Origin of the sequence: Novosphingobium sp. G106, from assembly GCF_019075875.1 — a bacterium.
Lineage (GTDB): Bacteria > Pseudomonadota > Alphaproteobacteria > Sphingomonadales > Sphingomonadaceae > Novosphingobium.
The window spans coordinates 5664375-5679692 of sequence record NZ_JAHOOZ010000001.1 but is presented as its reverse complement, the minus strand read 5'-3'; the positions used below and the strand labels follow the sequence as shown (position 1 = coordinate 5679692).

At 58.5% G+C, this 15318-nt stretch carries 11 protein-coding genes and 1 pseudogene; 4 read left to right on the top strand and 8 right to left on the bottom strand.

From position 1 onward, the window contains the following. Window positions 1-33: 33 nt before the first annotated feature. The gene (locus KRR38_RS27635; RefSeq protein WP_217406607.1) at window positions 34-1311 is read right to left on the bottom strand and encodes a mechanosensitive ion channel family protein; all 1278 of its coding nucleotides are present in this window, start codon (window positions 1309-1311) and stop codon (window positions 34-36) included. Window positions 1312-1764: 453 nt separating this feature from the next. Beyond that, entirely contained in the window at window positions 1765-2586 is an 822-nt protein-coding gene (locus KRR38_RS27630) for a superoxide dismutase (protein WP_217406606.1), read from the bottom strand. A gap of 412 nt (window positions 2587-2998) precedes the next feature. On the opposite strand from KRR38_RS27630, the pseudogene rodA reads away from it, so the two are divergent. After that, window positions 2999-4101 (top strand): annotated as a pseudogene (gene rodA / locus KRR38_RS27625) (rod shape-determining protein RodA). A gap of 171 nt (window positions 4102-4272) precedes the next feature. Here rodA and KRR38_RS27620 read toward each other — a convergent pair. The 4 genes from KRR38_RS27620 to KRR38_RS27605 all read right to left on the bottom strand — a co-directional run bounded on the left by KRR38_RS27620 (window position 4273) and on the right by KRR38_RS27605 (window position 10259). Beyond that, window positions 4273-4542 carry a hypothetical protein gene (locus KRR38_RS27620; RefSeq protein ID WP_217406605.1) on the bottom strand — a complete coding sequence of 90 codons (270 nt, stop codon included), beginning with the start codon at window positions 4540-4542 and terminating at the stop codon, window positions 4273-4275. A gap of 1466 nt (window positions 4543-6008) precedes the next feature. Then, window positions 6009-7220, bottom strand: coding sequence for a hypothetical protein (locus tag KRR38_RS27615; RefSeq protein ID WP_217406604.1), 1212 nt, complete (start codon window positions 7218-7220; stop codon window positions 6009-6011). A 190-nt stretch (window positions 7221-7410) separates the two neighbouring features. Next, window positions 7411-8694 (bottom strand): sodium:proton antiporter, encoded by a 1284-nt coding sequence (locus KRR38_RS27610; protein WP_217406603.1) that lies wholly within the window; start codon window positions 8692-8694, stop codon window positions 7411-7413. Continuing rightward, window positions 8691-10259, bottom strand: coding sequence for a DUF389 domain-containing protein (locus KRR38_RS27605; protein WP_217406602.1), 1569 nt, complete (start codon window positions 10257-10259; stop codon window positions 8691-8693). Before KRR38_RS27605 ends, KRR38_RS27610 begins: the two co-directional genes overlap by 4 nt. Before the next feature lie 531 nt (window positions 10260-10790). On the opposite strand from KRR38_RS27605, the gene KRR38_RS27600 reads away from it, so the two are divergent. Beyond that, entirely contained in the window at window positions 10791-11864 is a 1074-nt protein-coding gene (locus KRR38_RS27600) for a mechanosensitive ion channel family protein (protein ID WP_217406601.1), read from the top strand. Window positions 11865-11948: 84 nt separating this feature from the next. Here the strand turns inward: KRR38_RS27600 and KRR38_RS27595 are convergent, their stop codons facing one another. Together KRR38_RS27595 and KRR38_RS27590 are read right to left on the bottom strand one after the other, a co-directional pair. Continuing rightward, window positions 11949-12500: a hypothetical protein gene (locus KRR38_RS27595; RefSeq protein WP_217406600.1), complete on the bottom strand. Its 552-nt coding sequence runs from the start codon at window positions 12498-12500 to the stop codon at window positions 11949-11951. 221 nt (window positions 12501-12721) lie between these two features. After that, window positions 12722-13147: a MarR family winged helix-turn-helix transcriptional regulator gene (locus tag KRR38_RS27590; RefSeq protein WP_217406599.1), complete on the bottom strand. Its 426-nt coding sequence runs from the start codon at window positions 13145-13147 to the stop codon at window positions 12722-12724. Between the two features lie 275 nt (window positions 13148-13422). On the opposite strand from KRR38_RS27590, the gene ectA reads away from it, so the two are divergent. After that, window positions 13423-13968, top strand: a complete 546-nt coding sequence (ectA, locus tag KRR38_RS27585; protein WP_254515005.1) for a diaminobutyrate acetyltransferase — start codon at window positions 13423-13425, stop codon at window positions 13966-13968. Between the two features lie 35 nt (window positions 13969-14003). Beyond that, the gene (ectB, locus tag KRR38_RS27580; RefSeq protein ID WP_217406598.1) at window positions 14004-15311 is read left to right on the top strand and encodes a diaminobutyrate--2-oxoglutarate transaminase; all 1308 of its coding nucleotides are present in this window, start codon (window positions 14004-14006) and stop codon (window positions 15309-15311) included. Window positions 15312-15318 lie beyond the last annotated feature (7 nt).

The window sequence follows — 15318 nt, the reverse complement described above, 5'->3', positions numbered from 1 at the left end:
GAGATCTCAATGGCGAGAAGAAGCGAAGCCGAATCAGTCTGTTTCTGGTTTCGACACGCTGCGCACGTGGATGTCGCGTTGCGGAAACGGTATCTCGATATGATTTTCGGCGAAGAGCATCCATAGGCGGTTCAGTATCTCGGAACGAACACTCCCGACACCGAGTTCGGGGTCGGCAATCCATACCAGGATCTCGTGATCGACCGAACTGTCGCCGAAACCCTTGAGCCAAACTGAAGGCCCGGGTTCCGCAAGCACGCGCGCCGCCGCGCTCGCGGCCTCAATCATCAGTCGCCGTGCCAATGCCAGATCACTTGAATAAGCTACGCCCACCGGCACGTGAATGCGCACGTTACGGTTGGTGTAGGACCAGTTCTCCACCGGCTCCGTCATCAATTGTTCATTGGGTATGAGATGCTCCTTGCCGTCACGGGTCAATACGGAGACCGCACGGACGCCAATCTTTCCCACCGCGCCAAAAGTATCGCCTACGACGATGACATCACCAGGCTTTACCGATCGATCCATCAGCAAGATTAGCCCGGCAATCAGGTTCCCAAAGGTTTTCTGAAGTCCGAACCCTATCGCAAGTCCGACCGCCCCGGAAAATACTGTAAGGGCGGTGAGGTCAATTCCGAGCAGATCGATCCCGAGCAGAACCGCAATAGTGATGACACCGATGCCCGAGAGCTTTCGGATGAGAACACGCTGCGAAAGATCCAGGCCGCTTACGCGGTCGATCACGTGGCTGACCACATGATTTACGATACGCGCGATTCCGTAAAGAACAGCAATAATGACGATGGCATTGACTGTACCGAGCAGTGAGAGACGATGCGTGCCGATCGAGAATCCAACGCTGTCCAACCCCTCTATCAACGGACGCATGCCGCCCAGGGCCGCCGCGGTCGTCGCGACGAGAACGCCCAGACCGACTATCCGGGCAGGCATTCTCCCGACAGCCAATGCGCGAGCAACCCGGATGCTCAGAACACCCGTCACCATCCCCAGCGTAACGGCGAGCAACGTGAGGCCCAGTGGGCTCAAGGCTACCGAATTGCCGGCGACGAGCAGGAGGAGCCCGGCAACGGAACACTGAACGATGCCCGTCACCGTCTTGCGATTGCCTGCCGGAACGCTTCCACCAAGCAGATGGATACGTTCGCTAAGCCAAGGCCCAGCGCGCCTTCCCACGATCCAGCCAATTGCGAGTGCGCCCACCGCGAGAATACCTGCTACGACTAGCGCTTCCAAATCGAACGAACCGGACAAGCTGAGGCCGCTATGCGAGACCCACTCCTGCCAATCCATGATGCCTACCTTCCTTTAGGAGCATGCTGCTTTCGGCGCGCTCACGTGGCGTGACAAGCTGGTCCCGATTTCCTCGGCGCTGACGAGAAGGATCGCCGTTCCGGCCGCAGCATCATGATCGTACGACCGAGCCATATCTGAAGGAACCCTCAAGTGCTAAGGCGGCAGCACGAAAGAGCATTCTTTTTTGGGGTGAATCGGCCGGGACATGCTCCCAGGGCGGTGCGGAAGAAATTCCGAAGCAGTCGTTCCACATCATTCTGGCGAGTTGCGATATGGCCAGCCTTGTCGCCGGCCGGCCACAGCCGACGCAATCGAGAAGCGCTGCGTAGCCCAGGGCGCTACGTGGATGATCGATGGCAGCTTCGACGAAGTACGACATATTCCAATGAGACGCTTATTCTTAGTTCGGCCGTCCTTGGTCGCTCCTGACCGAGCGCGACCGCGGCGACGTCAACGGCAATACGTCCAAGGCTCCCTTCGGTCGAGAACGGAAGCAAGCTGCTCGCCCGCAAAATTCCAGTTCGCCGCTTGCGCGAGAAAGCCCTTGAGCCACCCCGCACGATCGTGACGCCAATCCAGGTAGTAGGCGTGCTCCCAAAGGTCGCAAACCAGCAGGGGAACCCGGCCCGATGCCAGCCAGACCGGAATTGCGTCTTCAGTCGCCGTTATGATGAGCCCTCGTTCCGGATGGCAGGCAAGCCAAAGCCATCCGGAACCGACGTGCGCTACGCCTTTTTCGACGAACTTGGCCTCGAAGTCAGCGTAGCTGCCAAAGGTTCGTCTTATCGCTTCGCTCAGGATTACGTCGGGCTCCATCACGCCGCCGGGCTGAAGACATTGCCAGAAGAAAGCATGATTCCACGTTTGGCTTGCATTGACGAGCATCGGGCGTTTGCGCTTCCAAGCCGCCTGTCGGACAATGTCTTCGAGCGGCAGTTCGGCGTAGGCCGATCCGACGACAAGGGCGTTCAACTTGTTGACATACCCCTTGAAATGCTTGTCGTAGTGAAAATGCATTGCCTCGCGCGAGATCAGGGGCTCGAGCGCATCAAGCGCAAAAGGCAGTTCCGCAACTTTGACCGGCTCCGTTTCGCAAGCCTCTACGCCAGCAGGTCGCCTGACAGTTCTAGAAATATCAGATCGCCCAGATTTCAACTTGGTCGGCTTTTCCTGAAGGAGCGGTGCGTCTTGGTTCATGATCTCTCCGGAGGTTTTGCCTTTGGCGGTTGGTATTCCCAAGCGCGCCAAAACGCATTCATAGGTGGCCAGCATCGGGATCAACGCCCAGGATGCTCATTCACCAACCGCTTACCAGCTATAGATTATTTAGGAAAACCAAACTAAACAAATTTCAAATTCCGATTTGCAGAATCGTTGTCCTCGCGGCTACTTTGTTGGTCGAAGCGGCCGACTCAACCAGGCAAGCGCTGAACGGACCGGTCGTTGTCGGGGTCCAAGACCAGCCACGCAGTCAGCTCAATGCAATGGCTGCAACGAGGCAATTTCGGCATCTGTTGGCTTGCGTTGGACCAGCCGGCTGGCGGCGCTGCTCGCCAGCTGGACCGGGAGCTTGCGCTTACGGATGCGACCGTTCCATCCACAGGCAGATGATAGAGGGGTTGCAACCTTGTGCCTGATCGGGTCTCGAAGAGACTCGCCAAAGCCAATACGGAGCCTTTTGTACGTGTCGATCCTTCCCGATGCCTTACGCAAACTACCATGGGGAATGCTGACGGTTCTGATCGCGATAGTGACGTTCGGCCTTGCGACACTTTATTCGGCGGCAGGCGGAAATCTTGCACCCTGGGCTTATAACCAGGGGATCAGATTTGTCCTGCTGTCCGGCTTGATGATCGGTCTATGGCGAGTTCCTGTCCAACGCTGGATGGATGTAGCCTACCCTTTCTACATTGCCGCCCTGGCGTTGCTTTTCGTCGTTGAACTGTTTGGCAAAATTGGCATGGGCGCACAGCGTTGGATCGACCTCGGCTTTCTTCGCCTGCAGCCGTCCGAGTTCATGAAGATTGCCGTCGTGCTCAGCCTTGCCAAATATTTTCACCGTCTTCCTCCCGCGTTCATAACTTCTCCCTCCGCTCTTATCCCGGCGGCCTTGATGATTGGCATGCCGGCCGTGCTGGTAATGCTGCAGCCCGACTTAGGGACCGCCATGATGATCTCGATGGCCGGCATACTAATGATCTTTGTCGCCGGACTGCCGTTACGATGGTTTCTTGTGGCGGGAACGGCCGTGCTTGCGCTGCTGCCGATCGCTTGGGAGCTTCTGCACGACTATCAGAAGAACAGAGTCCTCGTTTTTATGAATCCCGAGAGCGACCCGCTCGGCACCGGCTACCACATCACGCAGTCGAAGATCGCGATCGGCTCGGGGGGGGCGTATTCGGCAAAGGCTTTCTCAGAGGATCGCAGAGCCACCTTGAATATTTGCCCGAATCCCACACTGACTTCATTTTCGCTTCGATGACGGAAGAGTGGGGATTGCTAGGAGGCTCCGTGCTGATACTTGGCTACGGCTATCTCGTTCGCTGGGGCTGGCGCCTGGGCGCAGATGGAGCGACTGTTTTCAAGCGCCTGACGGCCGTCGGACTGTCCTTCACCCTGTTTCTCTACGTTGCGATCAACCTCTCGATGGTCATGGGACTTGCGCCCGTTGTCGGTATTCCACTACCCCTTATGTCCTATGGCGGGTCGGCCATGATGACAGTGATGATACTGCTTGGGATCCTTTTGTCGCTCCATCGCGACAACAAAAAGGCGAGCCTATCTTGAGAGCTGGCTTCTCTCGTTTAGTCCAGAATACGGGGCCAGAGACAGTCAATGACCGAAATGCGATCGGATCGGCATGACTTGAGCGTCGCCCGCAAAGCCATCGGGAGCAACCCAGCATAGGACGGTTACCCTAGCGCCGTTTGGAGTGCCCGCTGCCGCGAGGGCGATGACCTATGGCCTCGGGGCTTCCGATGCTGCAAAAAGACGGTCGAGTTTCGTTCTCAACTGGATCTCGAAATCTGCAACATGTGTATGCGATGGTCTCACCTGCACTGCCGCCCGAACAATTGCTTCCTTGATCCTCTCGACCGCATCTTCATCGAAAATCATCGCTCTGCGCAATTCCACGATCAACTGCAGGACTGCAGCGGCGACGATCGGCGCTCGTATTCCAACAAGCCTCATGAGGTGGTTGAGAAGCTCGTCTTCATCGAGGGTCATGGCATAATCTCGCAGGATGGCCAGTGCTCAAGATTTAGTGAGAAATCGATGAATTTCAAATCCGAGCCGCGAGAATTCGGCGCGCATAACTCAGGACCCGAAAAAAAATTCCCACTCGTAAAGTCCGAAAAGAATGAGCGTGAGCGCCGTCAGCGCCACATAGAATATCCTAAGCACCATCCCCGTTTCATTTTCCCGTTTGATTTTGCAGTCGTGCAATCTTGCACGGCCGAGTTGGGTTGCGTCGAGGCAAACAAGCCTCGACGCAACCGCCCCCAGGAGCCCCGAGCAGGGATCTAAAACCCTTGGCCCCTGTCCCGTTCGCAAAGGAAATAGTGGAATCTCGTACTTCGCCTATGCAGAATTATCTGAATTCTAAATTCGCCAAATCCGAATGAAGATCAGCGAGATTGTGTCCCTCGAACCGAGAGATCGGGTGCTCCCCTCAAAATTCGAAGCAATACAATGACAAACCCAGCGATCGAACAAAGGCGCTGGCATCTCGTCACCGAGCGGCATTTGGTTGAGAATTTGTCGGATCGTTGAAATTCCTCAGCAGCCCCGTGGCATGCGTGGCTCGCCGAGCCGCGATTTGCATCCGCGTTCCGCCGGGATCACCGTATACTCTGTGGTGAGCGCTACCTCGCTTTGACCGCACACTGCGCCACGCCCTTGACAACCGCGTCGTTGACCCTGCTTGGTTTGCAATGGCGCGAGAGCGCCGTCGAAGCGATATGCAAAGGGTTCTCGCTGACAAGCAACCGACCAGGCCGAGGTCCCATCGGCAGTCACCGCGGATGATCACGCCCTTGGCGGCCTCGCGGCGCTTGAGGCGCGCACCAGGTTATTTGGCGCTCTGTCGGTCTTCCCTCGTCCACTAGATACTTCCGCGGACTCGCTTGTCGGACAGATCGCGCGGCGTCGCCCAGCGAATAGCGATTCACACCGAGACGTTCGACCGGCAGAAGATTGTAATCCCGGTCAGGCGATCGCCACTGCGTTGCTGTAATTTCGATGCCCAGTCTGCGGTCCTTGAGCGCGGGCCCGCATTCGGAATTCAACGCATAATATCCAAGCGGTAGCGGAAGAGGGCTCTTGAGCGTCGCTCCAGTGCCGGGCGAAAATCGGGAATTGATTGCCGCGGTGGCAGCACCGGATGGCGAATTGGGTTGGGTCGGCTGAGCAGGCTCGTTGGACCCACAACCTTCAAGCATGGTCAGAAAAAGAACGATGGCCAAACGGTGCAACATTTTTCATCCTTTGCCCTGGCCGTGCTGGTCCGTCACCACCGTGGAGCCTAGGTTGACCGGCGCGGCATGTTCGTCTTGAGTCGCGCTAAGGCGGGCCAGCCTGGCATATGCCGTCAGCTGGAAGGCCGCAGAAGGCTTCAAGCGAACCTGAGCCTTTTGCCAGGGTCGCGGCGAAGCTCTCGGTGGCGCCGAGCTCTCGAAGGTGTCGGCCCGCACTTACCCCTCGGCCGGAGCTCCGACGAGCACAGCCACGATACAGACCAGACCGACCGAAAGGAAGCCGATGCGATGCATGAGGCTTCCAGCGCCGGTGCTGCGTGCTACGGCGAAAGCCAGCATACATTGAAGAGCATAAAATAGCGCGAAGGCGCGTGACGAGATCGCTACGACCTCGAAGGGATCTGTGAGCCAGACCACGGCGATCGCCAACGCGCCAGCAAGCGCGAAGGCAGCCTGAACGCCCAGCTTGCGGCGGGTAACCTCGCTCATCAGCCCGCCGGAGCCGATCGAATCGGCAACCGCAGCACTCAACTGGCTTGAAAGCGCACCGATCAGGACAAAGATTCCCAAGGCCGGTGCGACCAAGCTCATGATGTCGAGAATCCCGGCGACCCCTTCGGCCTCGGCTGCCCGGCTCAGGAAGGGCGTCAGAAGTGCGAGAAAGAGGAGATAGATGGCCGAGGCGATCCATTGCGCATGCTTCATGGTGCGGATTCGCATTTCCTGGCTGTAAGCATGCCCAAGATAACGAGACGTTTCAAATCCTTGCACGGTGATGACCAGGCCCAGCAACAGGCCTATGCTGTTCCAGCTAAGCTTAGCCGGCGGCAAGGGGTCGGCTGCAGCATTGGTTAGCCACCAGGCGGCAAGTGCGACAAGAAGACCGGCTATGATGCCGATCTTGAGAGACACCGTGCCATGCGCGAGGTGCTCGACCCGTCGCAGACCGCTTCCGAGCGACAACGCAATGATCAGCAAAATCAGCCCAGTGACGATGCCGTTTGATGCTGCCGCGTGCCATGCGGGATCAATGGCAACGGGCTTGAGCAGGAACTCCGCGAGAAGCTTCAGGTAATAAGCCACCGAAATTGCGTAGGCCAGAGCCAGGACACCTTGGGTAATCCTGGCAAGCCAAGCGATGCGATCGTGCACTCCTGCATCGGCAAGGTAGTTCTCGACATGGACGATATTGAAGCGGATCACCCAGCCTGCCGCATAGGCAATTGCGAGAAGCAGCGCTTCGGCAATGATGGCCGCCCGGCCGAATTCTCGCGCGAGAATGGGACCGCAGATCAGAAAGCCGCTGCCGATGATCGACGCGAGCGGCGTGACCGTGGCGCGCCAGCTCTCCGAGCGTGCGAAAGGACCAAAAGTAAGAAAGACTGTGACGAAAGCGGCCGAGACTATAGCGATGAGCGTTATCAGCATTTTCGCTCCTGACTATGCCGGTTCGTTGCTGAGCGGAATCGCGAGCCCAATACAAGCAGAATCGATCCGCTCGCAGTCAGAGCGCTCAAGCCGCTCGCTAAGCGGACAAGTTTAGCAGCGGCAAGCAGGCCGGCATTCTTCCCGAGCCGACTGCGGACATCTGGAAATCGACTGCCACCCGCATCAGAAACTACGGGTCGACCGTGAGCGCAGCTTGCCGCCGGGTCGCCCACGACAACACGCGTTCCACCGTGGCACCCTGAATTACCACGGAAAAAAGCACGACGAGATATGTGGCCGCAAGCAAGGCGTTTCGCGCTTCTCCTGAGGACAACGCCAATGCGAGTGCAATCGAGATCCCACCGCGCAGTCCGCCCCAAATGAGAGTGATCGGAGCCAGGGGACCAAGATTGAACCATGGATGCATGACCATAAGTGGCAGTTTGACGGAGATCGCACGCGCCATCAGCACCAGCGGGATGACACATAGTCCCAGCAGCAGCAGGCGCGGGTCAGCCGGTATGGTCAGGACCTCGAGCCCGATCAACAGAAAGAGAACGGCGTTCAAGATATCGTCGATCAGTGACCAAAATTTATGGACATAATCACGCGTCACGTCGCTCATAGCGTAGGTTGCTCCCGCGTTGCCGATGAGCAGCCCGGCAACAGCGACCGCTACCGGCCCACTAACGTGGAGAGCATTCGCCAGTGCGTAGCCGCCCATCACCACAGCAAGGGTGATCATGACCTCGACCTTGTATTCGTCGATCGAGCCCATGGCGCGAAAAGCGATCCACCCACACGCCAGGCCGAGCAGAATCCCGCCACCGGCTTCCAGGACAAACAGGTGCCCTGCTCGTGCCAAAGAGAATGGTTCGCCAGAAATGGCCGTTGCCAAGAGGATCGTGAATATGACAACCCCCACGCCATCGTTGAAGAGACTCTCCCCTGCCACCGTCGCCTCGAGGGTTGGGGAGACCTTGGCGCGCTTGAGGATCCCCATCACGGAAACCGGATCGGTCGGGCTTATCAGCGCTCCGAAGACGAGGCTCCAGGCGAAAGGAATATGAAGTCCAAGGACATCGCAAAGCGCGAATAGCCCTCCTCCAATCAGGACCGTCGACAAAACCACGCCGATCGTGCTCAATACGACGATCGGCAGGCGGCCGCGCCGCATCTCGTGCCAGTCTACATGCAAGGCGCCAGCAAAGAGCAGGAAGCAAAGCATGCCGTCCATCAGCGTCGAGTGAAAATCAATTCCCGTAATGAAACGGGTGATGTCGGCACCGACGGTGCTGCCGGGGAGGAAGCGATCGAGCGCCACGACCACGAGCGAGGCAAGCGCGCCCATTATGGTCAGGCCCACCGACGGAGGTAGCTTCAAGATCCGGTAATTCGCGTAGCCGAGGACTGCCGCCAGCACGATGAGAATGGCGGCAGCGTCGAATGGCGTTAGCAATACGCCCGCAATCATCGGACGATCCCCGCGGCAGAAACTGCGAGCCGGAATGCCGGACCAGACGGCCTTCTCGGCGTCGGCTCAATGCCGCGTTCACGTAAGATCTTGGCTATTGCCAATGCGCGGCGTTCCGCAAGCGACACCTTTTCCCTCTTCACTTCGGGTAAGCCCGGAACCGAGAGTGCTCGTATGTTCCAACGCTCCGCTGCCCATGCGCTCGTAAGCACGGATTCGCGCGCGACCTCGTCGAGTTGGTCGCGATCGCTGTCAAAACGGATGATCGGGAAATCGTCTGATGGCGGAACGATCGCGACTGTCCAGCCACCGATCTGCGTCTGCAGACGACGTTCCAGGGCTCTATAGGTGGCGAGAGTAGCGCCGGGCAACGGCACTGCAGGCACTGTTGCCCGGTGGTGGTCGCGGTCAACTGTTACGCCATCGGGCGCGGTGCCCGCCGCAAGTGCAATCATTCGGGACATCTCGGCGATGCGGGCCGACTCTGAATTTCCGCCGTCACCCGCCTGCCTCATCTCTGCACGCTGGGCATCGATGGCATCAGCTCCGGCCTCCAGGAGCACTTGATCGAGTTGAAGACGAACCATCCGGCCCAGTCGCTTCTGCAAATCAGCCTGCAATGCAGGAGTTAGCTGCATTCGGCCGCGAGGCGTTATCACAACTGCGCGTACTGACAGGGGCTCGGTGTCGAAATCTAGGTCGAGTTGGGTAACGCGCGCGCGGGGGCCAAACCTGTCCGACAAGTAAGACCGAACCTGGGTTGTCGTGACCGCTTCGATAGCGATCTGCTTGAGCGATAACCCCAGGGGAATCGCCATCGCCACGAACACGAGAACGAGGAGGATCGTTTGAGTCCAGCTTTGCTGGCTGGATAGTGAGTGTCCGAATCCGTAGAATCGCGCCATGACCGTCGCCGATAGAGCGATCGTCACGAAGTTGGTCACGAAGAGAGCCAGCGCGCCTGCTAGGACAGCCAAATTACCGGTTGCAATGCCGTAACCGACGACGGCAAGGGGCGGCATCAGAGCCGTCGCAATGGCAACGCCGACTACCGTTTCCCCTCTGCCGCGAATAATGGCGAAGGTGCCAGCAAGGGCTGCGAAAAGCGCGACCGCGAGATCGAAAAGGTTGGGCCGCGTGCGCGCTATGATTTCCGGGGTCGGGGCCTGCAACGGGGACACAGCGACAATGAACGCGGTAAACAGCACGGCGCACAGCGAGCCGGCTGCAATTGCGACGACCGCCCGTCGCATTTCCGCAAAATCGAATAATGCGAGGCTGAAGCCGAGGCCGAGGATCGGACTCATCAACGGCGAGATCAACATCGCGCCGATGACGACCGCGGGTGATGACAGCAGCAGGCCCAAGACGGCGATGCCCGCGGACATGACCGTCATAAACAGATAGCGAGGCGTCCAGCCGCTTTCGCCCACGATTTTTTCGATCACGGTTCCGTGATCGACGCTTCCTACGACTATCCTGCGCCACCATCGGTATAATGGAAACTGCGTGAGACGATCTGGTGCCCGCTTGGAGGCGGGTCCGTAGGAATGATTCTGCTCCATTCCGTCTCGTCGATCATTGATCTTCGTCTTGCAACCGAAAGAGACCGACATAATTCCTGCCGAGTCCCACAAGGCGCAGGATAAGATTGCAGAGGCCGAAATGTTCAAGGCACTGTTTGCGCCGGGTGTTGCCATCATCCGATCCGTGAGTTTCACGGGCCCGCGTCCGGCTCGCGCGCCACTTGACCGCGTAGGCTGTGTTGTGGCGGGCGGCTATCCGGAAGGGGACATTGTCTCGCACTGGCCCAATGGGTCTCCGTCGCTGCGTAGGCCCATGGCGCATACAGCGTGTCGCGGGCTGATGGCAGGATTCACACCATGGCGGCCAGGCCTGCAACGTTTGCCGGATCGGCGCGCTCGAACGGGGCTTTTCAATACCGGTCCGGCGACGATAGCCACGAAACCCCTGTGCGGGAGGCCGTCTCATCGGGCACGACAGCTCGTACGGCGTGTGTCGAAAACGACAGCACGAGGAACAATGGCGTGCCTGGATTGGTTTTGAAATAATTCCCACCAATCGATGGAGACGACATGGACCGGTTCGCAGCCGCTCTCCCGCCGTGGCTATGGAGTTTGAGCACCTTAACCGCAGTCGCATTGGCAAGCATCGCGGCGCACTACATTCTCTACAGGCTCCTTGATCGGGCTGCAGAGCGCACGAAGACGCCGACGGACAATTTCTTTGTGCGCAGGCTCCGCGCACCGTCGCGCTGGCTGTTTTTGGCCTTCGCGGTGACCGCGACGCAACCCGCGCTGTCGCTCTCGCGACAGGGCACCGAAGCCTGGAACAGGGGCGCTGGTCTGGTGATGCCAGGTTTGTTCGGCTGGACCGGAATCGCGCTGCTCGGGGTGGTGCTCGACTTCGTCCAAGCAAAGGCCGATACCACGGTCGCCGACAACCTGCGGGCCAGACGCCGTCAGACCAGGGCCGGTATTTTATATCGGATCGCCGTATTCATCGTGCTGCTGATTACATTCTGCATGATGCTGATGAGCATTCCCAGCGTTCGCAGCATAGGCGTGACACTGATTGCTTCGGCAGGCCTTGCAGCGTTGGCCGTGGGTGCAGCGGCGCAGCCGGCGCTGAAGAACCTCATCGCAGGCGTTCAGATGGCGGTGACCGAGCCGATAAGTATCGACGACGTAGTTATCATGGATGGCGAGTGGGGACGCATAGAGGAAATTCGTCTGACTTACGCTGTCGTAAAAATCTGGGACGAGCGCCGCCTCATTGTGCCTATCTCCAAATTTCTCGAGAACAGCTTTCAAAATTGGACCCGGCATACCAGTCAGATCCTCGGCAACGTGATCTGGTATTTCGACGCAACGGTCGATGTGCCGCGGCTGCGCACCAAGCTTGAAGAGCTTGTCACAGTAAATGAGCGGTGGGATGGCCGTTTCTTCAATCTGCAAGTGACCGACGCGCGGCCCGAATCTATCGAGATCCGGGCACTCATGACGGCAAAGGACGCATCTACGGCGTTCGACCTGCGCTGCGACATTCGCGAAAGCATGCTCGATTTTGTGCGACGGGAGATGCCGGAGGCTCTCGTGAGATACCGCGCCGATCTAAACGAAGGCGCAGCGATCGGCATGGCTGCGTGATAGGGTCCCGCAAGCGCTTCGAGGCTTTTGGCAGGTAGCGGTTCGGCTCGGGGCTAGCGAAAGCCCAGCCCCCTGTCCGAGGCCTCAGGAGGCCCCGCCCGATGGGGGTTGCGTTGCAGCTTGCGCCGCAGCTTCGAGTTCAGCGGTCGTGAGCGAAATGGTCAGGCCATGCGGGCCTACAGTAAAGGCCTTTCGTGCAATTCGCACCGGACCGGCGGCGCGGTCGATCGTTACGTTATCGCCGGACACGTCCTTTATGGTGCCGATGAGCGCACCAGCACTGCCTTTGACTTCGGCGCCGGGAACCAGGGCAGCCTCGAGCGCAGCGTTCGCCTTCGCAGAGGCGGCCGCTACCATCGCATCGATTTGCCCGCGTGTCGCATTGACCGTAGGTCCTTTGGCACTGACGCCGAACACATTCTTAGGTAAGGTTGCCTTGTTCGTGCCGGTATCGAGGACGACACTATCGCCCGCAGCGCTGACGATCCTGCCGACTTCGGCGCCTTGCGGATCATATACGACTACGCCCGCCGACAGATTCGGTACGGGCATTGTCGGAGGAGTGGCTTGAGCTGAAGCAACGCTCGGCAAAAGCACTACGGCAACAGCCACTAGGGCGGGTTTGAAAAAGTTCATGATTTGCTCCCAAATTTTTTATTCAGACCGGCTCCGAGAAGTGCCGATGGCCAATCGAACGGCCAGTTCCCGTATAAACGGGAATGAGGCAAAAGCGTGATTTGTGCCCAACATGACAACCGGTGCAACGATCCGAGACCTAGACTAAGTCTTTGAATTACCATCGCTACTATGAACCCGGGCTGTACCGTCTAATGGGGAAGTGACAAGCAGCAGAGATACTAGGCCGGCGCTATCCTATCGATCGCGCCGGCGTCAATAACCGGCGCGGCATCGATCTGGTCGGCGTTGAGAAGCGCTGTGAGCCGCTCCAACATGGCGACGATCATGGCCTGCTCCCAATCGGGCAACCGTGCAAACCGATCTTGGAAGCGATCCTGCATCACATCCGGCGCCGAATTCAACACCGCCCGCCCTGCATCGGTAATCGTCACCCAGACCTGTCTACGGTCCTTTTCACGGCGACTACGAACGACGAACTCCCGCTCGACGAGCCGGTCGACGATGCTCGTCACAGTAGCCTGACTGAATTGAACGGCACTGGCGATCGCTCCGGCGAAGGTTTCCCCATCGCGCGCGACCTCCTGCAGTACGACCAGCTGCGACGGCGTCAGGCCTGTCGCAGAAGCAAGCTTCTTCTCGCTCATTTCCGCTGCTCGCAGGACACGACGGATAGCGCGGAGGGCGGATTCGGTGCGCGGCTCGATCACGCATCCAGCTAAACCTGCCTCAACGACCTGACAAACGAGATTTTTATTTCGGATACCAAAGGGTTATGGGCAAAAACTCTCTGCGGTTTCAGGTAGGGCCTTCGGTTATCTCTTGATTTATCGAGATATTATACCTACCTAAGCGCCGACTCGTGCATATGAGTCGGTGAAATTTATTTCGAACTCGAAAATAACAAGACGGGGGAAATACCTTGATTGATAGCGGCTGCGCGGGCCTGAGCGCTCGCCCCTCCGCCGTTCCGGCCGAGCATGTCGGCCGCGACCATGTGTTCCGCACGCCAACGATTGACGACGCTCGAGCGGTCTCAGCGCTCATCGCGGCGTCTCCGCCCCTTGATGCCAATTCACTTTATTGCACTTTGCTTCAGTGCACGCACTTTGCCGGCACCTGCGTCGTTGCAGAGAAAGATGGCGCGCTTGAAGGTTGGATATCGGGATATCGTCCTCCTGATCAGCCTGAAACCATGTTCGTCTGGCAAGTCGCGGTCCGCGAAGGCGCAAGAGGATCGGGTCTTGGGGTCGCAATGCTCGAAGCGCTGCTCTCGCGGCAGGACCCGTCAGCCCCAGCCTGGGTGAAGACGACCGTCACGCCATCGAACGAGGCTTCCCGGCGCATGTTCGCGCGGTTCGCCAAACGACGCCAAGCCCAAGTCTTCGAAATCGCTTGGTTCGACCAGGGGCAACACTTTGGGGGGCAGCACGAAAGCGAAAAGCTGATCGCCATAGGCCCGCTCTGATCGCGCCACCTAATTCTATACTGAAAAGGACTCTCATGAAGAAATCTCCACAGCCCTCGGCAACGCGGTCCGATTTCCCAATTTACAAAAAAATGGAATCTCGGGTTCGAACCTATTCGCGCGCAATGCCGCGAGAATTCACGACCGCAGAAGGCCCCTGGATGACCGACGACCAGGGAGGCCGCTACCTCGATTTTCTTTCAGGATGCTCGACTCTAAACTACGGGCACAATCACCCGGTCCTGAGGGATGCACTGCTCGAATATATACGCGAGGACGGGATCGCCCACAGCCTCGATCTCCACACCCGGGCAAAAGCCGCATTCCTGACTGAGCTGAACAGCACAATCTTGGAGCCGAGAGGACTCAGCTTCAAAGCAATGTTTACAGGCCCCACCGGCACCAACGCTGTCGAAGCCGCGCTCAAACTCGCACGCAAGATTACAGGCCGACAGCATGTGATCGCCTTTACCAACGGCTTTCACGGTATGACCCTGGGTGCGCTGGCCTGCACGGGCAATACCGGCAAGCGGGGCGGTGCCGGCATTCCCCTCACCCATGTCAGTCACGAACCCTATGACGGATACTTCGGCGAAGATGTAGATACCGCCGAACTTCTTCAACAGCGGCTCAGCGATCCGTCCAGCGGACTTGACGCTCCTGCTGCGTTTCTTGTCGAGACCGTTCAGGGCGAAGGCGGCCTCAACGTCGCCTCAGCCAAATGGCTTCGCAAAATTGCGCGCATTGCCAAGGAGCATGGTGCCCTTCTGATCATCGACGATATTCAGGCAGGGTGCGGTCGGACGGGGCATTTCTTCAGCTTCGAGCAGGCAGGCATTGCCCCGGACATCGTTACCCTCGCAAAATCCTTGTCCGGCATGGGACTCCCATTTGCCCTTACCCTTTTCAAGCCCGATCTCGACGTGTGGGAACCTGGCGAACACAACGGAACGTTTCGCGGCAATTGCCATGCATTCGTCACGGCGACGGCAGCGCTACGGCATTTCTGGAGGAACGAAAACTTTCAACAGGACATTCGGCGGCGCTCGGACATTCTGAAGAGTGGCTTGGAGCAGATTGCCTCTCGTTATGGCGAGCTGGCGAGCGTCAAGGGCCGCGGCATGATGAGAGGAATCGACGTCGGGTCTGGCAAGCTAGCAAGCGAAATCACCGCCGCGGCATTCGATAAAGGCATCATCATAGAAACCAGCGGCCCGCACGACGAAGTGGTCAAGGTACTCGCCCCATTGACAATCGATGACGAAATCCTCGCGAACGGCCTCGCGCTGCTCGCGGATGCCTTCGATGAAGTGATGACGCCGGCTTACGGCGCGGCGGCTTGAGGGGACC